General features: G+C 41.5%; 18 protein-coding genes. 1 reads left to right on the top strand and 17 read right to left on the bottom strand.

Features of this window, described 5'->3' with window-relative positions; genetic code table 11:
- The 5 genes from BUB99_RS18980 to BUB99_RS18960 all read right to left on the bottom strand — a co-directional run.
- A partial coding sequence (locus BUB99_RS18980; RefSeq protein ID WP_139281103.1) for a hypothetical protein occupies positions 1–537 on the bottom strand: 537 nt, incomplete at its 3' end.
- Between the two features lie 167 nt (positions 538–704).
- Entirely contained in the window at positions 705–1,592 is an 888-nt protein-coding gene (locus BUB99_RS18975) for a sulfotransferase domain-containing protein (protein ID WP_170863850.1), read from the bottom strand.
- A gap of 49 nt (positions 1,593–1,641) precedes the next feature.
- The gene (locus BUB99_RS18970; RefSeq protein WP_073125257.1) at positions 1,642–2,808 is read right to left on the bottom strand and encodes a glycosyltransferase; all 1,167 of its coding nucleotides are present in this window, start codon (positions 2,806–2,808) and stop codon (positions 1,642–1,644) included.
- A gap of 37 nt (positions 2,809–2,845) precedes the next feature.
- On the bottom strand, positions 2,846–3,658 hold the full coding sequence (locus BUB99_RS18965) for a glycosyltransferase family 2 protein (protein ID WP_139281101.1): 813 nt from the start codon (positions 3,656–3,658) through the stop codon (positions 2,846–2,848).
- Positions 3,651–4,742, bottom strand: a complete 1,092-nt coding sequence (locus tag BUB99_RS18960; protein ID WP_073125254.1) for a glycosyltransferase family protein — start codon at positions 4,740–4,742, stop codon at positions 3,651–3,653. The genes BUB99_RS18965 and BUB99_RS18960 overlap by 8 nt, the downstream gene beginning before the upstream one ends.
- Before the next feature lie 836 nt (positions 4,743–5,578).
- Here BUB99_RS18960 and BUB99_RS18955 point away from each other — a divergent pair.
- Positions 5,579–5,884 (top strand): GIY-YIG nuclease family protein, encoded by a 306-nt coding sequence (locus BUB99_RS18955; protein ID WP_073125253.1) that lies wholly within the window; start codon positions 5,579–5,581, stop codon positions 5,882–5,884.
- A gap of 540 nt (positions 5,885–6,424) precedes the next feature.
- On the opposite strand, the gene BUB99_RS18950 is transcribed toward BUB99_RS18955, so the two are convergent.
- The 12 genes from BUB99_RS18950 to BUB99_RS18895 all read right to left on the bottom strand — a co-directional run bounded on the left by BUB99_RS18950 (position 6,425) and on the right by BUB99_RS18895 (position 19,096).
- Complete coding sequence (locus tag BUB99_RS18950; protein WP_073125250.1) at positions 6,425–7,123, bottom strand: hypothetical protein; 699 nt, start codon at positions 7,121–7,123, stop codon at positions 6,425–6,427.
- A 268-nt stretch (positions 7,124–7,391) separates the two neighbouring features.
- Positions 7,392–8,507: a glycosyltransferase gene (locus BUB99_RS18945; protein ID WP_073125247.1), complete on the bottom strand. Its 1,116-nt coding sequence runs from the start codon at positions 8,505–8,507 to the stop codon at positions 7,392–7,394.
- Positions 8,504–9,457: a glycosyltransferase family 2 protein gene (locus tag BUB99_RS18940; RefSeq protein WP_073125245.1), complete on the bottom strand. Its 954-nt coding sequence runs from the start codon at positions 9,455–9,457 to the stop codon at positions 8,504–8,506. The genes BUB99_RS18945 and BUB99_RS18940 overlap by 4 nt, the downstream gene beginning before the upstream one ends.
- Positions 9,454–10,452: a sulfotransferase gene (locus BUB99_RS18935; protein ID WP_073125242.1), complete on the bottom strand. Its 999-nt coding sequence runs from the start codon at positions 10,450–10,452 to the stop codon at positions 9,454–9,456. The genes BUB99_RS18940 and BUB99_RS18935 overlap by 4 nt, the downstream gene beginning before the upstream one ends.
- A gap of 5 nt (positions 10,453–10,457) precedes the next feature.
- On the bottom strand, positions 10,458–11,639 hold the full coding sequence (locus BUB99_RS18930) for a glycosyltransferase (RefSeq protein ID WP_073125240.1): 1,182 nt from the start codon (positions 11,637–11,639) through the stop codon (positions 10,458–10,460).
- The gene (locus BUB99_RS18925; protein WP_073125237.1) at positions 11,636–12,574 is read right to left on the bottom strand and encodes a hypothetical protein; all 939 of its coding nucleotides are present in this window, start codon (positions 12,572–12,574) and stop codon (positions 11,636–11,638) included. The genes BUB99_RS18930 and BUB99_RS18925 overlap by 4 nt, the downstream gene beginning before the upstream one ends.
- Before the next feature lies 1 nt (position 12,575).
- Positions 12,576–14,021 carry an MBOAT family O-acyltransferase gene (locus BUB99_RS18920; RefSeq protein ID WP_073125234.1) on the bottom strand — a complete coding sequence of 482 codons (1,446 nt, stop codon included), beginning with the start codon at positions 14,019–14,021 and terminating at the stop codon, positions 12,576–12,578.
- A gap of 21 nt (positions 14,022–14,042) precedes the next feature.
- Positions 14,043–14,957 carry a sulfotransferase domain-containing protein gene (locus BUB99_RS18915; protein WP_073125231.1) on the bottom strand — a complete coding sequence of 305 codons (915 nt, stop codon included), beginning with the start codon at positions 14,955–14,957 and terminating at the stop codon, positions 14,043–14,045.
- A complete protein-coding gene (locus tag BUB99_RS18910) occupies positions 14,950–15,699 on the bottom strand; it encodes a hypothetical protein (RefSeq protein ID WP_221407534.1) in 750 nt (249 codons plus the stop codon). Before BUB99_RS18910 ends, BUB99_RS18915 begins: the two co-directional genes overlap by 8 nt.
- On the bottom strand, positions 15,650–16,933 hold the full coding sequence (locus BUB99_RS18905) for an ABC transporter ATP-binding protein (protein WP_073125225.1): 1,284 nt from the start codon (positions 16,931–16,933) through the stop codon (positions 15,650–15,652). The genes BUB99_RS18910 and BUB99_RS18905 overlap by 50 nt, the downstream gene beginning before the upstream one ends.
- 2 nt (positions 16,934–16,935) lie before the next feature.
- Positions 16,936–17,793 (bottom strand): ABC transporter permease, encoded by an 858-nt coding sequence (locus tag BUB99_RS18900; protein WP_073125217.1) that lies wholly within the window; start codon positions 17,791–17,793, stop codon positions 16,936–16,938.
- Positions 17,771–19,096: a hypothetical protein gene (locus BUB99_RS18895; RefSeq protein ID WP_073125215.1), complete on the bottom strand. Its 1,326-nt coding sequence runs from the start codon at positions 19,094–19,096 to the stop codon at positions 17,771–17,773. Before BUB99_RS18895 ends, BUB99_RS18900 begins: the two co-directional genes overlap by 23 nt.
- Positions 19,097–19,191 lie beyond the last annotated feature (95 nt).

Here is a 19,191-nt window from a genome sequence, read left to right as displayed (position 1 = left end):
AGATATAGCAAAGATATCGTCTCCTTGTTGGACGATTTTCAAACCTCCGTTACGGGAGATGGTAGTTAGTCCAGTTAATGTCTCTACATCGGGGATGGTTGTGATGCCATCGGTAAAGGTTAGTCTATAGAAAGGTCCATCATTAGAGGCTACGATAGCGAACCAAGTGCCATTTTCTTGAAACAAGTCGATTCCTGTAGGAGCTGTGACGAGGTTGCCTAGGTTGGTATAAGTAAATGAGTCATCGTCATTGGAGTAGTCTCCTCTGATTAGGTTGTTATTGCCTGATGAAGTGATAAAAATTCTAGCGAATTGAGAGCCATCATTGACAGTTGCTAAGTCGAAAGATTTATTTAATTCGTTGATTGTAGCGATTGATTCTACGAGAGTTAGGTTTTCGGCAGTCCCGCTACAGAAGTCCCACTGGAAAGAGTCTGCATTGACAGAGGAGTTCGTGATGCTGATGTTTTCGCCAATACAGACAGAGGATGGGATACTAAAATTGGGAGTAGGGCATTGTGCTTGAGAAAATCTCAACACCGTGAAAGTAAGGACCAGCATATAATAAAAGCGAGTAGTCATTGCATTACCTGTCTTATATTAATGTAATTTTTACTGTGTTATTGGAGAGAACATACGTTGTGGTAAACCATGACTCACAAGTAAAGAGAGTGTTAAGAACGATTTTTTTATTTTCATATTTCTCAAATACTAGGGTACAACGAACTTTTTGAATAAATATTGATGCCAAAGTGATCCAATACCTTTTGCATGTTATCTAGGCTACCCTCATCAAAATAAAATTGCCATTTGTTAAGTTGTTTGGAAGAATCATTTTCGACCAAATCGACACTCGTAGCACTTGCCTTGTTAAATGATTGATGGATGGAAATAGGGAGTTCCATTCCCCAATCTAAGAAAAGGGATTCTATATGCTCTTTTGGATTTGTAATCAAAGATTCATAATAAATAGTATGCCAATTGCTGTTTGGGGCTAATAAATCTTTGTTGGTGATACACCAAGTAGCTACTAAGCTTTCTTCTTTGGTCGAAAGATTTTTTAAGAAGTCTTGATTTGCTAGATAAATGTCGTTGTATTTGGTTTGTGGAATGATGAATTCACTGAAGGCATGATCCCATCCACCTTGCTTGAGTTGTGATGCCGCGACAGCAAAGGGATGACGAAGCAATACAACGGGTTTGTATTTGAACGTATACTGTTGACAAAGCCAATGAATCAAATGGTTTCCTCTACAAAATTTTATAATGGGAGTTTGGCATTTAACATAGTCAATGGCACTAAACCTCATGGATGTCCATTCATTGAGGGGGGCTAATTTCAGTATTTGATCAAATGCACTTTTCGCCTGTGGCCAAACTGCGTTTTTAGGAATATGTTGTCTCCAGCCAAATCCTATCTCCCTTATGGTTGAGTTATGTTTGGGGTGTAGTGGCTCCCAGTATATGATCGATTGATCCAAATGATGGATGAGCTCTGCCAGCCAAGTGCTACCTCCCCTAGGGTCGCTAAAAACAAGTATGGATTGTTCGGGGTTGATTGTTTTGAACAGCCGCAGGACTTGTAAAAGCAAGAGCTTGACCTCAAGTCGGACTCTGTTGTTGATCCTATTGAATAAAGGCTTATTTTTTGACAATGGATTTGTAGTTGTTACTAACGATTTGCAAATTTCTATATTTTTTTGACAACTCTACTATATGAGTAGCCCGGTTGGGTACAATTAAGTGATTGAGCGTAAGCCAATTTACGGATCCAGTGTCCTCTGTCACTACACCGCCATTCTCATTTCGAATGATCTCACTGTCATCTCCTATCCCTTGAGGGCTGACAATAGGCAAACCATTGGCCCAGTACTCTCCATTTTTGATGGGGGAACAAAAACGTCTGTAGGGAGTAGGTTTAACTGTAGAAAAGGCAAAATCAGCCGCGCTGAGATACTGAGGGACCTCAGCATGTGGCACGAGACTGTGGTGTACTTTGCTGTTTGGGATTTCGAACTCTTCGCAGCGTTGTTCTACGAAAGCTTGGGTATGCGGACTGAGTAGGAGCAAGTGAAATTCTTCGAAATAGGAGAAAGCACTTTTGAACAGCGTAAACGCTTCTTTGTCCCAGTAGATATCTCCAAATTTTCCGACGTAGATGCCTACAGTTGCAGTACTAGCTATGCCCAGTTGGTTTCTGAGGGTCTCTCGGTCACTTTCTGAGTAGGCAAAGCGTTCATGGTCTACAGCACAGGGCATCACGGATATTTTGTCCGTGGGGATTCCCTCTGCTACGAGTTTGTTTTTGTGCGCGTGAGTCACAGGCATGAGGTGGAGCGCATGCTTTTTCTGCTTTTCTTCGAGATGTTTTTGCAAACGGTAACTGATGCCAGATTTTGACCAAATACCCAACTCTTTCATGTAGTCAGCATGGGGTTCGAATGACTCCACGGTGAAAGGTACTCTCGTCCATCGATGTACCCAATAGCCTATGCCTCCTGCCAATGAACTACGGCACATGAGCAAGTCTATCTTCTCCCGACGAACCAAACGGATCAGGTACAAGGGGAGTAAAGTGAAGTCGCTTGCTTTGGACACAAGCCGTATGCCTTGAAACGAAATGTAGGGACAATGCTCGATTTTGGGGTGGTTGGGGATATGGTATTGCGTTTCCGTTTGACGCTCGATGGATACATAGCTGATTCGCGCTACGGATTCCATATTAGCCAACAATTCCAAATGTGGATTGATGGTCGCTTGACTGAGCCCTTCGTTGGCTCCCCAGTATCCGAAAAATAGAATGTTCATCGTGTGTGCAAGATATGCAACAAAACCTGACAGGTTTCTAAAATCTGTCAGGTTTGAAGTAGTAGTTTAATGCTGAATATAGTCTTCCTACACGTAAGTAGCTTTTTAGCATGATGCTTTTTCTTTTTGATCGAAAGGCCTTGATCAGTTGCGAAGGAAGATTCAAAGACATAAGTTTCTCTTCGAGATCGGTATAGCCCTTGGCAAGCCCATCGAGGTTGGACATGGCAGAGCCATCTACGAGCCTTCTGAGGTAGGAGGTGCTTGTTGTGAAGCGATATTCCTTACCCTTTGCCATTTGGATGTAAAACCATAAGTCTTCTCCATGTGTCAATGTTCGGTCAAAGGCGTAGTTTTTTTCTGTTTCTCTTTTGATCATCCATGTGATGCCAAAAAAGGATTTTCCTGTCAAGGAAACCAAGTCTTCGAGGGGTTCTCCTTCAAAGTTAGGTGTCCATTGGGTGACTTCTTGCGTCATCTGTTCGTCTCTCGAACTCACTCGTCCATCTACAAACGCCACTTGGCTGTTGTTTTTGAAGACCATCAACCGATTCGCTAGACTGTCGGGAGGAAAGCAATCATCCCCATCCAAAAAGCAAAAGTAGTCGCCCTTCATGTGGGCTAGTCCTACGTTTCTAGCTGCACTCACTCCTTGATTTTTTTGAGAGAAATAATGAATGCGTGGATCTTGATACCCTCGGATGATCTCTGCAGATCGGTCTGTGCTGCCGTCGTTGATGATGAGCAGCTCCCAGTTGGTATGGCTTTGTGCCAAGACCGAATCGATGGCTTCTGCCACGTATTTTTCCGCATTGTACACGGGCATGATGATCGAGACCAATTCAGACATGGGAAGTAGGGGTCAGTTTTTCAATTCGATCGATTTGTCGACTGTAGCTGTTGTCTTGGGCGATGGCTTTGCGTTTTTGTTGCCATGACCCATCACTCCATTCTTTGGCGTGGATGATGCACTCACTGATTTGTAGACCAAAGTCTGTGTTGCTTTGGCTCATGGATAGGATGGGAGACTTGTATTGGGCAAAAACCTCTGTGTAGGTTGCTGCGATCATCTTTCCTGTGCCGAGATACTCCATCATTTTGTGGGGATTGGCTTGATCATCGTGATGCTTTTCTTGGTAGCAGATGGTTAGGATGTCTGCTGCGGCATAGTAGGCGGGGAGTTCGTCAGCAGGGACTTTGCCCAAAAAGTATGTTCTTTCGTGGTGGAGTAGGTCAGTCAGGTATTTCCAGGTTGGATTTTGGTTGGATTGTTCTTTGATCAAGGGTCCTAGGAAGATGAAGTCTGCTTGGGCGTTTTGGATGATAGCCTCATACATGTGTTGCCAATCCAAATAGGGCATGTTGAGATTGCCTGCATAGAGCACCTTGGTGGCGTGCGCACCTGGTAGTGTTTTGGGACTGGGTGAGGGCTTGGCATTGTAGCCATGGTTGATGAAGCGGGTGTTGGGGTTGAACTGCGAAAGGCGGTCACCGATATGTTGGGTGGTGTAGAAACATATATCAGCAGTACGAGCGGCTTTGGCGGTTTCGAAATCCTGATTCAAATCGACGATGTGCGAAATGTTGTAGGTGTCCAGCAGGGTAAAGTCAAAGAATACCGAATTGTCAAAAGACCAGATGAGATCAAATGTCAGGTCACAGTGTTTTTCGATTTGTTTCAACTTGTGACGAATGAGTCGCTGACTCACCCAAGTCGGGAGTTTTCTCAGCCCCTTGACGAATTTGGGGTAATCCAACACCTGTAGGCCTGCAACACCAGAGTCCTTCAACTGCCAGCGGTCCCCCGCAGGATTGGCAAACACTACCCGGTTGCCCCGCTCCGCGAGGTGTCGTGCATAGTGATGCTTCGACACGAAGATATGATCCCAAGGTTCGGGAGAGATCAGTAGGATGTTTTGGTCTCTGAGTTTCATCAAGCTGCAAGATAAATATTACTTGGTGATTCAAACTTTCCAAAAGTTCCAAACTTTGGGAAAGTTTGCCTCGGTTGTTTGTGTCAGTCAGATCCTACTTCGTCATAGCTCGACGTGAGATCGGGCTATCCCCTATCGGTGAGTTCAGGTGTTGGCTTTTCTGTCCTTCTGCGGTCAGTGGGGGATTACCCGATCTGCGTCCTCGTACCTCGTCCTTGTCGGGTAATGACGGTGGTTGTATTTCGTGCCTCGCCCTTTTGTGTAATGACGGTGGGTTTTTGGTGATGATGTTTCAGAGACGGAGCTTGTTTGCTGTCAGTCAGATCCTACTCCGTCATAGTCCGACGTGAGATCGGGCTATCCCCTATAGGTGAGTTCAGGTGTTGGCTTTTCTGTCCTTCTGCGGTCAGTGGGAGATTACCCGATCTGCGTCCTCGTACCTCGTCCTTGTCGGGTAATGACGGTGGGTTTTTGGTGATGATGTTTCAGAGACGGAGCTTGTTTGTTGTCAGTCAGATCTTACTTCGTCATCGCCCGACGTGAGATCGGGCTATCTCTATCGGTGAGTTCAGGTGTTGGCTTTTCTGTCCTTCTGCGGTCAGTGGGAGATTACCCGATCTGCGTCCTCGTACCTCGTCCTTGTCGTGTAATGACGGTGGTTGTATTTCGTGCCTCGCCCTTTTGTGTAATGACGGTGAGTTCAGGTGTTGGCTTTTCTGTCATTTTGCGATTAGTGGGAGATTACCCGATCTGCGTCCTCGTGCCTCGTCCTTGTCGGGTAATGACGGTGGTTGTTTTTCGGGTTCGTCCCATGAGGAAAATTATTATATTTATCCATGTCACGCGCAAAGGGAGGGTATATCTACATCATGTCCAACGTACATCGAACGGTGCTATACATCGGTGTGACGGCAGATCTTTATACACGTGCCTATCAACATAAGTCAGGTCATGGATCCGCCTTTACTCACAGGTACAACTGTGTGGACTTGCTCTATTATGAAATTTTCACGGATATCAAAAGTGCCATTGCTAGAGAAAAGCGACTTAAGAAGTATAAACGAGAATGGAAATGGGAGCTGATCGACGGGTTCAACCCTGATCGGGTGGATTTGTTTGATCAGGTCAGTGAGATGGGATGAGCGTTTAACTTATTAAGGGTCTACTGCTTCTGATCATTATCATACCCCCTTCCGCTATTTCGTCATAGCCCGACGTGAGATCGGGCTATCTCTATCGGTGAGATCAGGTGTTGGCTTTTCTGTCATTTTGCGGTCAGTGGGGGATTACCCGATCTGCGTCCTCGTGCCTCGTCCTTGTCGTGTAATGACGTGGGGGCTCGTAACTCGTCATAACCCGACTAGATCGGGTTATCCCTCAGCGGTGAGAGCCGAGGCTAGCTACTTAGCATTTCTGCTGCCGGTGGGTTTTGAACTGTTTCATACATAAAAGACCTAACAGGTTTTCAAAACCTGTTAGGTCTATAAAACATACTGTTAGGGAATAATATTCCGAAAAATTGATATTATTTAAGTTTATTCAAAATATTATTCTTCCCCGGGTGATTTTTCAGTGTCCCGGAACGGTCAGTGGTCGTCCCGGGTGGTTTTGACCCTTTCCCGGGAGGGTTAGCGTGCGTCCCGGGAGACTTTTTATGCTTCCCGGATGCCAGGAGGCGTGTTTTATCTGCTGTGGTAGGCACTTCTATACCCCTTGAGGCGTTTGGCATCCTTCCAGAAGACAAATTTCCCTGCTGCGCGTATCTCGTCTACGGCTTGTTTGAGCAACGTGTAGGCTTTGTCTCTTAGAATTTTGGCACTGTTGTTTTCGGCGGCTTCTCCCGTCGTGGCGGCTAGTAGTGCACTCATTTCGGCACTCTTGGTCGCTGCTTCATCGAGTTTTTCTGCCGTGACACCTATGCTAGTTAGCAAGTCCAGGTTGTTTTTGCCCAATACGGAGAGATCACTCAGGTCTTGGACTAAATCTTCGTTTCCTGTACCCTCTTCTATGACCTGTACCTTGGCGAGCAGGTCTGGACGTTTGCGAAACCCATAACGAAAGGCATGTTCCAATTCGTTTTTCAGCTTAATCACCAGTGGGCTCTCTGTATCCCACTGGTGTCGGGCTTCTTCTCTGCCATACCGGTCTTTCATCCAGACACTCTGGGCGTGGCGTAGGGCACCCGTTCGGGCGGGCAGTGCATCGAACGTTGATTGTGGGACACCCACAGGCGTGAGTTCGGGGATGTCGCCTAGGCTCCATACTTCCAGATTGGCGGCCTCTTGGGCGTACTTGTCTATCGGCATGTTGGGAATTTTGGTGTCTGCATCAGAGATCGCTTCGATCTCAGGCAGCAATGCATCATAGCTGTCTTTTGACATAATCATGTTTGTTAAGGTGAAAAAAATAATCGTGACTCTGGCAGAAACAGCGTGATTAAAATGTGTCCTATAGATAAGATAATCAGGTGTTTACTAGTAGTGTCAGGATTTAAATTAGGGGGAAGAACATTGCTAGAAAAGTCAATGAGAGACTTTTTTGACGGGGTGCAGGATTTTGAAGTATTTTGTCAATATCTGGATGTGGTATTGGGGATAAGGCTGCCTTGGAGGTGTCTAGTTTAGGGGTAAATAGAAAGAGCAGGAGAAATTATTGTTTAATTATAGATGAAAGAGAGGCCAAGTATCGAATGCCTATTGGGATAATTGAGAATCTCTTATTTGCTGTGGTAGCAGATGTTTTTCGATTCCAGTCTTTGTTGCTCAAAGTCAATAACGAATCAAGTAGTTTGTTTTTATGGTCAATTAATACTCCATTACTATTGTCTATGAACTCAGGTATGCCGCCAATATTAGAAGCAATGACTGGGCAGCCACAGCAAACAGCCTCTGCGCAGACCACAGAGAAAGTTTCGTAGTTAGATAGGTGGATAAATGCAGCGGCGGCATTCATTTCGTTAGCAATGTCCTTAGAGTCAAGTGTTCCAAGCCAGTCCACATGGGGGGGTAAAGATAGATTTTTTACTAAATTTTGCATCTCTTGGAGTTGTGGGCCATAACCTCCAATTCTTAGCCTTGCTTCTGGGAATTGAGAAACATACTGCGCAAAACTTTCAATTACTGCAAATGGGTCTTTTGGTGTTTTCCATTGGCTGATCATGAAAAACCGATGAGGTGTAGGTTTGATATTGGGGTTGTGGAAAAAGAGAGTAGTGTCTACAATGTTTGGGACAACATAGGAAGGGAAGTCTGCATTGCTGAAGCTTTTGATGTCCTGAATCAAAGCATGAGATACTGCGATAACGGGAATCTGCTGATGAAAAATATGCTGGATACGCGGTAATTTGTTGGCATCTGCAAGCCCAAAGTTTTCGTGATAGGCACTCCAATGCTCGGTGATCACTACAGGTGTCTTGACCCATCGTTTGATCCAGTGCCAGTAGGTGAGGTTAGGGTAGGCGATGTGGAAGTTGATGAGATTATAGTTGCCATTTCGTTCCTTCCATAGGATCCAAGAAAGTAGTATGATGGAGATAACCTCCATCAAGAACCAAGGCAAGAACGAACTGATTAGTCTATAGCTTTTATTACCAAGAATTTCGCGTTTACCAAGACTCAGTTGAAAATCTCCTTTGTTGACCTCTAAATGATAGGTTGTGTTTTTGCATCTTGATTGCGCCAGAGCCTCGATGTGTCTTTGAACCCAAAGTGCAGATTTTGGATTTTTATGCGTGGGGTACCATGTGGTGATATGGAGGATGTTCAAAACTTAAAGAGTGTTTTTCTTATACAGTATTGTAGTGTTCGCCAGTTACTGATTTTTAAAGGTTCTTGTCTAATGGCTAAGTACATGTAGTTGATAGCAGATTTATTCATCTTTACATACATAAAAAACTCAGCCATCTTTCTTAAGTGCAAAGTTTTATCTAGAAGGTATGGCTGAGAAAACTTTCTTTCAAGGTCCTTGATAAATGCCAAGTCTTCGCGTTCGAGGGCGTCTTTTTTCCCTGATTCTCTTTCTTTTGCAAGGTGTTGTGTTACCTGTTGAGTGATTAATTTGTGATAGGTAGGGATACCTTTGGATATTGAGTTTGGAACGTTTCTATAGTAATATAATGACTTTTGTATGTTTGTGGTTTTGTAATTTTCTATAATTCTAAGAGCTAGATCATAGTCCATGTTATTCTGGAAATAAGGCCTGTAAATTACCCCTAGTTGCTCCAGTACTTCCCTTCTGATGAAGACCGAAGCATCTCCATCAGTATTGTCCCTGCGCATCATTTCTATTATTTTTCCTGAGTCAGTTGCTTTTTTTCTGAACAAGCCGAGTGGAGTACCTTTTTCTGTGACTCTTTCTATTTCATGACCACACATATAAATGTCTGTTCTCTTTTTAAATATTGGAATGATTTCTTCAAATCTTGTTGGATGACTAATGTCATCTGCATCATGTATGGTTATTATTGCCCCTGTACAGTTTTCAAATAGATTTTGAACAGTCCTTGGTTTCTTAAGATTGACGGAATTGTGAAATGTTTTTACTCTGGAATCTTTGTAGGAATCAATTATCGCTCTAGTGGAATCCGTAGATGCGTCATCGGCTATCAACAATTCAAAATTTTCATAAGTTTGATTCAAAAGACTATCTATCGCCTCTTTGATGTATGGAGCCGCATTGTAGGCGGGTAGTAAGATAGAAACAAGAGGATTATTCATTTTTGATTGTAAAGTTCTTTGTAATTAGGAACTAGATTATTGTTATAGAATTTATCCATTTCAAAGAAATTGACGACACGCATGATGTTGTTGATTTCTTGGTTTGACAAGGAGTGTTTCCAGCTTTCCAATTGGAGGTGCTTATCAATTTGTTTCTTATTGATTGAGGTCTTGCTGGCAACATGCTGACTTGTATAGTTGACTAATATATCAAACTCATTAGATATATTAAGTTTAGAACAAATTTGATTAATTACATCATTGGTGTTTAATAGTAAGTCTTCATAGCTTATAGTCAACCATCGGCGGTTATTATATTCATGCTCAAGAGGGTATTTATTTGTTAAACACCATACAGCAGCTAGTATCTCTTCTTTGTGTTTTAGAGAAAGGCAAAATGCGCGATATGGCTGAAAATAATCACTATGTTTTTGTGACAAAAAACCCAGTTGCGAATGGACGTGTTTCCATCCGCCCCCATTTACATTTCCAAATTTTATTTGTGAGGCGACTACCGCACAAGGATGGCGTAACAATAAGATAGGAGGAGCTATTTGAGGGAATGTATCAACTAACCAAGGGAGCATTAAGTTGAGTCTGCAAAATTTAAAGACTCTCTTTTTTGCATTGATTACGTCATAAATATTCTGTTTTTTTGACATTGGATGGAATGTCATTCTGTTGTTGAAGAGCTTTCCTAGAAATAATTTTTTAAAGTACTCCTTAGTGTCATTCTCAATAGACGTTTGTGGGATATGATTTCTCATCGAAAATCCCATTTCAGCCAATTCAGGGATATAAGACGGATTTAAGGGTTCATAATAGCAGACAGATTTACGTAGGCGTCCTAAAACATCTTCTAACCAAGTGCTCCCTCCTCTTGGGTTGGCAGCAATAATGATGACTTTCGAGTAGTCTTCTTTTGTTGGGATTTTAGTGTAAAGTTTTAGTCCGTACTTGTTGCCTCTATAAGATATCGATGAAAGTATTTTCATTTTATTCAGTTACTTATAATGTTTGAGTACTTGGTAAGAATTGAAAAATACTTGTCAGTGAGCATCTGTAATGAAAAATTAGCCTGCAAAAAGTCAAAATTAGTTGTTCCTATACTAAGATGTTCTTTTTCGTGATCTTGAATCATTTTAGTGAGAGCGATGGTGCATTGCTTAACGTTTCTTGGTTCAAACAAATACGGATGCTGTATTTTGGGTAGTACCTCTTTTATGGCATCAATAGATGATCCTACTATGGGGAGTTTTGCTTGCATATATTCCAAAACAGCATTGGGACATCCCTCGGATGAGGCAGAGCTTAAAACCCCTACATCGGTTAGCTTTAGTAATTTTTTGGTGTTCTTGACACTCCCTAGGAAATGTATGTTGTTTGAAAGGTTGTTTTTCTTTACTAACTCAATGAAATGATTGCTTCTGTCATGACACTTCTGTGGCCCTCCGAGTCCTGCTAATAAAAGGTGCATATTTGGGTGGTTTTTTATAAGCTCCCCAAATGCCTTAATTAATGTTGCGTGATCTTTGTATTCGAAAAAATTGGCAATCATTGTGAAAAATAACCCTTCTTTTTGTTTGGGGATTAGAGCTTCCCAGTCTTCAACTTCTCCTTCATATCCGTTGCTGAAATGCGCATTTCGAACTACTTCTACTTTACTTTCTGGTAGCCCTTTTATAATAGCGAAAGCCTTGGCTCCATGATAAGAATTAGCAAGATAGACGGGCTTAGATAATTTAACCAGCCGGTCATAGAGATCAGGGGTTTCTTTCTTGGGATTGTCATGCCCACCTCTCTCAAAGAAAAATGAAGCCTTAACTGACGGAGAAAGTAATTTTAAAATGTTTATTTGCTTTGGGCAGGCAAATGGAAAAATTACGGAGTATGACTTTTTGTTCAGTGTTCGAGCTTGTTGAAGCCAGTATTTAATCTTTTGAAACTTATTCAATTCAAAATATCCAGCACTAAATATAAAGGGGATTGAGCTATTCATGGTGTAGCTGATTCCTTCACGCTCTAGTAAGTCTGTGTAGTTGCTTTGTTTTGTTTTAACACCCCAAAATTCGACTTCAAACCCCAAGTCATTTATTAGATAATGGGCAATGAGCAGAGCCTGACTTTGAATACCTCCAGTTGTCAAATTGTTTAAGACGAATAGAGCTTTTTTCTTTTTCAATATATTAATTGTTCTAGTTCTTGGGTTAGTTGCTGGTTGAAAACTTCAACACCATTTTGATTTAAATGATGCAGGTCATAATAATGTAAGGAGTCATTAAGCCCTAGGTGCATCGTGTTGAAATTTAAATAATTATCTCCTATCGAACGATATAGGCTATCGTAATAAGCTAAATTCTCAATGTCTGAGTAAAGCTTTTCACTAATAGGTGCAAAGACCAATATTGTTTTTATATTCCTTTGTTTCAGGTGTTTAATGTTTTCAATAAATGCGTTAAGTTGTCTATGCTCTATTTCCCAATTGACGTGCTTTATTGTGTCTGGAGAGGAGAAGGTTTTAAATTCTTTTTGTACATATCCTCCTGAAATGTACTGGTCACCTTTTTTTGAATTAGGCTCCTTGAAATTGTTGTTTAAGTTGAGAATTTGGTCAAAGGCGCAAATAATCAGCGCATTGTAAGTTCTGATATCTCCAACCTTGACGGCCATTTTTAATGCTTCGAAATCTATCTTGGCATTAGATAATAAGTCTAAAGAAGCCTCTACTCCGTCACTAGAAAAAGTCGCGGGAAAAACTTCATAAAGAATGACTTTAGGGTTTAGCTTTGGGACGTATGTCTTGAGTAACTGTCCTGTTTGAATAGGCGTTTGACTGCTTGAACCAAGGTTGAAAATCGAATGATTATTGACATGAATTAGCCTAGGGTCGAATCCTCGGTATGCATGCGAAGAACCAACTACTAGAATGTCAATGGAGTCTAAAGTATTTATCTCTTCTATTCTCGAATGCATGTGTCCATAGCCACCTTTTACAGTGCGTAGGTTCTTCTTAAAGTGATAGTGAATAGGTGTGTTGGCTAGCGCTATGACCATGACGCAATAAACCACGCCTAAAATGGGTAAAAAGGTCAATATTTTTGTGATTAACGATTTCATTCTAAAATTGGAAATAAATGAACGGTGTCCCCTCAGCAACAAAGTAAATCCCTATTAGGGATATGAGGAAGGCATAGAATGACATGCGAACAAAAACGGACTTTTTTGCAAATGTTGTCTTGATAGGGTAGGGATTTCTTCGCCCGTGCCATTCTATAATCATAAACAGCGTCAACAGAGCAAGCGTGTAATTGGCTTCATAAAACATTAAGGCACCTGCTTGTTTCATAGAAGTGAAATCTGGGATGCTTATGATGATGTTTTGATAAATACTCAATGCTTCAGTCAATGATTCTGCCCTAAATAAAATCCATGCCGTGGTGACGAGCAGAAAGGTAAATAGCATAGCAGGTAGCTCTTTTAGTTGAGCATTGGTGTTAAGGTGCTTTCTGTTTTGTTTTGAAAGAAAGGAAGGAAGGAAATAAAATGCATTTAATGCTCCCCAAGCTACAAAAGTCCAGTTAGCACCGTGCCAAAGACCACTGACTATGAAAATGATGAAAATATTTCTAATACTCAATAGTGTCCCCATTTGACTACCTCCAAGGGGGATGTAAAGATAGTCTCGAAACCAAGTAGATAAGGAAATATGCCACCTTCGCCAGAATTCACCAATATTTCTAGAGAAGTAAGGATATTTGAAGTTGGTCATGAGGTCAAATCCCAATAGTTTGGCTGTGCCAATGGCGATATCTGAGTATCCAGAAAAGTCACAATAGATTTGAAAAGCAAAGAAGATAGCGCCTAGTGTTAGTGCCCATCCTTGATAATCTTGATGATTGTTGAAAATCAAATTGGCAAATTCAGCACAGTTGTCAGCGATCACCATTTTTTTAAAGAAACCCCATAGCGCTTGTTTCAAGCCGTCGATAGATGCATTATAGTTGAATCTTCGTTCTTTTAGGAACTGAGGCAAGAGATGCGTGGCTCTCTCTATGGGCCCCGCTACCAATTGAGGGAAGAAGCTGACATAGGCTAGGAAGGCGATAAAATTAGGAGTAGGCTTCAATTTATCTCTATACACATCAATCGAATAGCTGAGTGTTTGAAACGTGTAAAAGCTGATACCTACGGGTAATATGATGTTAAGACTCGTGACGTTACTTTGAAATCCTAAAGTAGTTAGGGCAGTTGAAAAGCTGTCAATGAAGAAATTATAGTATTTAAAGAACCCTAGTAAGCCAAGGTTAACAAAAAGACTAGTGAAGAGAAACAGTTTTTTGTTACTGTCTGATTTGCTATTATGAATACCGATAGCAATGAAGTAATCCAAAATAGAACTAAAAGCAATAAGAAACAAAAAACGCCAATCCCACCAGCCATAGAATATATAGCTAGCTATTACGATCAGGGTGTTTTGATACTTGAGGCTGTTTTTGAATATCACCCAATAGGAGGTGAATACAATTAGGAAAAAAAGAATGAAAGAATAGGAGTTGAATAACATTTGCTGTCCTTAATGGCTATTTCAATAACCGTAATTTGATAAATCACGTGTGATTAGCTTCTCTAAGAGAGCATTACTTTCCTGATAATAGGTTTCAGGAATTTTTTCTATAAACAGGCTAATTTCTTCTTCAAGTCTTTTATTGTAGTTCAATGGGGATAACCTCATAAGGATATTGAAAACTCTTTTATATCTATTAGGGATGTTTAACCTGGTAGGGGTGCATTCTGAACCAAAAATCCGTGCATTTAGACGATTCTTATAGCCGTGAGCTAAGGGTAATTGAGTATTGATTTGTTTTTTTAAATTCAAACTGCTTGTGACTAAGCTAAGGTCTTGATCTAGTCCTAAGAATGAACTCAATTCAGATATGTATTGCTCTGGTGTTTTTTTGAGTGCTTCATAGGGTAGAACCAATATATTTTGCTCACCAAATAGTTTTAAATACTCAGATATTAGGTAGTCATATTTGAAATAATCTAAGTTAAATGTGGGATTTCGAATAAGGTAAAATCTTTTTGGATAGAGTAGTTCTTCTAGTTTAGCATTGCCTCCTACTTTCAGGTATTCAAGGTAAATTGACTTTATCATTGATCTCTGTTCTCGTATTGAGATAAGGATTTTCGCCGACGGGAATAATTCTTTAAGTCTATTGGCGATAATGATAGCGTCGAATCCTCCTGTGATAGGGTATCCTGATAGTCGTTCAATTGAAAGTACGTTGATTTTGGATTTGTCAACCGCTTGTAGATAATATTCTTGTAGTACCTGTTTATCAAAGGAGTAATCAGGTTTGATGAACTCGGTTACCCATTTAGCTCTGTCGTGATAGGGGGCTATTGAGTTTATATTGAGTTTTTCATTTTCGAAAAACTCTTTTTGAAGCCAAGAAGTTGCCGTTTTGTGATATCCAATATGAATGATCAGGTTATCCATTTTTTTTCAATTCAATATTTTTTAATCCTAGCGATGAAAGCTCCTTTGTTATTACTTGTGAGATTTTACGAGGGTCTAGATGGTGGTCGAGTTTGTTTTCATGCTTATAATAGTCATGTACAATACCAGTAGTTGGGTTTAAAAGATACTTGTCAAAATCGATGTAGGTGTAACCATGAAGCGAGCAAAGATCTCTAAGCTTTGAGTTGAACTTGAGTGTGAGTTGGGTTCGCTCATATTGGTTTGCGTTGATCCCTTTTCTTTTGTGAGCGACCTCTCCCCAGTCTTGATTGTCGCTAATAGTTGGGAGCGTAGTACTGGTGATTAGCAGCCTCTTTTTGTTAAGTTGCTTAGAGTATGCTTCTTCTATTAGAGCATGGTAGTTTTCAAGCATACGGTCTAGTAATTTGTCAAAACTTTTACCATCTCTTTTGTTTTTAAACCAAACAGTAAAGCCACAGTCAACCTCGCCGAGTTGAAAAATAATAAAGTCATTTACAGATATTTCTTTATCGATGTACTCGGAAAATTTTTTCTTGGCTTGAGTCTTTGAGTTAATATTTTGAATGCCAGTAATAGTCGCTCCATGTACTATTTTAGTTTTTAATTGGTAGAAAAAACTTGATTGCATTGACTCATATACTACGCCATGACTGTCGCTTAAAACATGTACGCGTTGTATTGAAAAAAATCTAGATAAGACTCTTTTCAATAAAGTAACTTTGCTGTAAAAGTATCCCATCTTTTATGTTTGGCATTTTTCCAGTACCGTAATAGTCAGCATTTTGAATCTTGAGAGTGCCTATTTTTTCAATTGAATCAACCTCTTTTAAGTCTACTAGACACTTTGCATTAATTTCATAATCTCCTTGTGCTAATGTAGGAGAGTGTATTTTACAACAGAATGTACCAGAGTCTGGAATTTTTTCAAACGGTGAACTGCAATGATAATTGTTAAGTATAGATAGCCTATGTCCAGAGAAAGTTTTGATTTCAATTCTAATTACCACATTTTCTAAATTAGGGATGGCACGATACCCAAATTTTAAACATATGGTCTCTCCCACAAATGCCATTTCAATAGGGTGGTCATCTGCATCTGTAATTTGAAATTTTGTAAATCTTACGACTTCTCCACCATTTCTATCTTGTCGCTCATCGATATTTATTAGGAGTTCTTTGTTCGAAGAATAATTATATTGTTTTATTCCTTGATGAACGTCACCAGTAAAGTTGATAGAGCCCTGTGACATAACGACAAGCTTAGTGCATAAATTTTCAACACTCACCATATTATGACTTACAAAAAGGACCGTCCTGCCCTCTCCCTTACTCACATCTTGCATCTTGCCGATGGCTTTCTTTTGGAACTCGGCATCTCCTACGGCGAGGACTTCATCGACGATGAGGATCTCTGGTTCGAGATGTGCCGCAATGGCAAAACCTAGACGAACGGTCATGCCTGAGGAGTAGCGTTTGACGGGGGTGTCTATGTATTTGGCTATTCCGGCGAATTCCACGATTTCTTCTAGTTTGCTAGCGATCTCGTGGCGGTTCATGCCCATGATGGTGCCGTTCATGAAGATGTTTTCACGCCCAGTCATCTCAGGATGGAAACCTGTGCCTACTTCGAGCAGAGAAGCGATGCGGCCTCTGGCTTTGATGCTGCCCGTGGTAGGAGAGGTAACTTTTGATAGTATCTTAAGCAGGGTGGATTTTCCTGCGCCATTTTTTCCTATAATGCCCAGTACTTCACCTTGTTTCACTTCAAAATTGATGTCTTGTAGCGCCCAGACATATTCACTGGTGCCCTTAGTGGTGCGGTCGTTGCTTTCTCCGATTTTGAGGTAGGGGTCTTCTTTACCTCGTATACTGTGCCACCAACGATTGAGGTCATGACTGATCGTCCCTGTACCGACCTGGCCGAGGCGGTATTGTTTGGATAGATTTTCGACTTTGATTGCTATATCACTCATAGTTATACCGTGTCCATGAAAGTTCGTTCGGTCTTGTTGAAGACAATAGTGCCTAATATCAATAGGGAGGCAGTGACTGCTACATCATATCCCAGCAATTGCCAGTTGAGCTGACCAGAGCCTAAGAAGGCATAGCGGAAGGTCTCGATGATGCCCGTCATGGGATTGGCCATGATAATCCATTTGTACTTTTCGGGAATGGTCGATAGAGGGTAGATCACAGGAGTCGCGTACATGAGCAGCTGTATGCCAAATTGCAGCAGAAAAACCAAATCGCGGTATTTGGTAGTCATGGAGGTAATGAGCATCCCTGCACCCAGCCCGAGCCCTGCCATCAGAGCGATTAATACAGGGAGTAGCAGTAGTGCGCTGTTGGGCATAATGCTCGTGCCAGACCATAGGTAGTAGCCCAGTATCAAGACAAAGAGGAGCAGTTGGATGCCAAACTTGATGAGGTTGGACACAACGATACTCAGCGGTGTGATGAGCCGTGGGAAGTGTACTTTGCCAAAGATGGCTTGATTGTCTTTAAAGACTGTTGAGGTTTTGTTAAAGCATTCTGCGAAATAATTCCAAGCCGTGACGCCACTCATATAGAATAATATCTGTGGCATGCCGTCTGTCGATATTTTGGCGACATTGCCAAAAATCAACATATAGGTCAGTGTGGTAAATATGGGCTGGATGAAAAACCAGACGGGTCCAAGAATGGTTTGCTTATAATAAGTAACAAAATCACGCTTGACAAACATGCGTAGCAAGTCTCGGTATTTCCATACTTCAGACAAATGGAGCTCCAGTAGCCCTCTTTTAGGCAGGATGACAGTGTCCCACTTGCTAAATTCTTCTTCTTGATTCATTGTTTCTATTCATACATAAAACCAAAAACAGCCCATAAAAAGGCATTACAGGGATTTTGTATCTCATTAAAGTGCCAAAATTAAAAGTGCTCACGCCTACGGCAAAGGCAAACATAAGGGCAAAACTAAGACAGAAAAGGATAATGGGGGTGTTTAGCTTCTTTATTATTATACTCCATTTTTGAGTGGAGAACAGCCGAATGGTCAGGATTAGAAAACCTAAACTCTCCATGGCTGATAATAACATGAGTGGGTTTTTTACTTCCCATGGCCAGGGGCGAAATAGCGTCACGATGATGCCTTGAGGGGCGAGTTTGATGAGGCTGCCTATGCTGCCATCTAGTTCTCCGAGGGTGTAACCAGAGTTGTCTCCCTGACGAGCGCCCCAGCCATAGCGGATGTCATAGGCCGTGATCATGGCAGTTTCTCCGATTTTGTCGAGCGCGTAGCGAGAGTCATCCTCACTGATTTTTTGCATGGCAAAGTAGCCACCTCCTATAAACACCGTGATGAGTACAGGAGCGATCATCAGCTTCACCACAAAACTACGCACCTTGGAGATGTACTGGAGATAGAGGAAGATCGATACGCCGACCAAAAAGCAGAGGAGAATATAGATTTTGATAGAATAGATGACCCATCCCATGAGCAGAAACAACAAGATATTGCTCAAGGATAGCCGGTTGAAGATGCTAATCCTAAGTACGATGTAAGTCATCCAGCAGAGTGCTGCGAGGGTAATGCTGTCTTTGAGGATACCCGAACCCCAGAAAACGACAGAGGGGATAAATAAAGTAGCATACGCTAGTTGTTTCGTTTGTGCTGGAGAGAGTTTTTGGAATAGGCTAAATAAGACCCAATGTCCACTAAAAGCAAAAGCAGCAAAGAAGAGAGCTGTTGCGCTGTAGGTCTGGAACGTAAACAGGTCAATGACAGCAGTCATACGAATGATAAACATAGAGGCAGCATCTCTAAACATCCACATTTTACTGGTGTAAGGGTAAGTTTTGCCATTGTAGTCTCCTGCTTTTTGGAACAATAGGTCAAGCCCAACGGCAGGATCATCCATGAATGCCTGCCAGATCCAGCGACTGCCATGGCTGTGGTAGGTAAAGGTGTCCCCGCCACCATAGTAGAACTGATAGATCATGCCGAGTGCTATGGCACCTACAAATTTGATGGCTAACCCCGGAATGAAATAGGGACTGGTCTGTGCGTTGGTTGCATAGGGACGAATGACGTAGGCACCTATGAGGAATAGGATGAGGTATAGGGGCGTTATGAAAAAATCCTGAAACGTCAAGGTTTGGCTATCTTACTAGGGTGTTTTTGTTTGTTTTCTGAGGGTCGAAGTTACTTTGATTTCTGAGGATTTGGAAGTGTTTGTTTCATGGCAAA

The organism is Reichenbachiella agariperforans (assembly GCF_900142205.1).
GTDB lineage: Bacteria > Bacteroidota > Bacteroidia > Cytophagales > Cyclobacteriaceae > Reichenbachiella > Reichenbachiella agariperforans.
This window is presented reverse-complemented; position numbering and strand designations above follow the sequence as displayed.

Bases quoted from the DNA above. Each gene is read 5' to 3' on its own strand.
- BUB99_RS18970 (WP_073125257.1), bottom strand. From the start codon at position 2,808: ATGAACATTCTATTTTTCGGATACTGGGGAGCCAACGAAGGGCTCAGT.
- BUB99_RS18965 (WP_139281101.1), bottom strand. From the start codon at position 3,658: ATGTCTGAATTGGTCTCGATCATCATGCCCGTGTACAATGCGGAAAAA.
- BUB99_RS18960 (WP_073125254.1), bottom strand. From the start codon at position 4,742: ATGAAACTCAGAGACCAAAACATCCTACTGATCTCTCCCGAACCTTGG.
- BUB99_RS18955 (WP_073125253.1), top strand. From the start codon at position 5,579: ATGTCACGCGCAAAGGGAGGGTATATCTACATCATGTCCAACGTACAT.
- BUB99_RS18950 (WP_073125250.1), bottom strand. From the start codon at position 7,123: ATGTCAAAAGACAGCTATGATGCATTGCTGCCTGAGATCGAAGCGATC.
- BUB99_RS18940 (WP_073125245.1), bottom strand. From the start codon at position 9,457: ATGAATAATCCTCTTGTTTCTATCTTACTACCCGCCTACAATGCGGCT.
- BUB99_RS18935 (WP_073125242.1), bottom strand. From the start codon at position 10,452: ATGAAAATACTTTCATCGATATCTTATAGAGGCAACAAGTACGGACTA.
- BUB99_RS18925 (WP_073125237.1), bottom strand. From the start codon at position 12,574: ATGAAATCGTTAATCACAAAAATATTGACCTTTTTACCCATTTTAGGC.
- BUB99_RS18920 (WP_073125234.1), bottom strand. From the start codon at position 14,021: ATGTTATTCAACTCCTATTCTTTCATTCTTTTTTTCCTAATTGTATTC.
- BUB99_RS18915 (WP_073125231.1), bottom strand. From the start codon at position 14,957: ATGGATAACCTGATCATTCATATTGGATATCACAAAACGGCAACTTCT.
- BUB99_RS18910 (WP_221407534.1), bottom strand. From the start codon at position 15,699: ATGGGATACTTTTACAGCAAAGTTACTTTATTGAAAAGAGTCTTATCT.
- BUB99_RS18905 (WP_073125225.1), bottom strand. From the start codon at position 16,933: ATGAGTGATATAGCAATCAAAGTCGAAAATCTATCCAAACAATACCGC.
- BUB99_RS18900 (WP_073125217.1), bottom strand. From the start codon at position 17,793: ATGAATCAAGAAGAAGAATTTAGCAAGTGGGACACTGTCATCCTGCCT.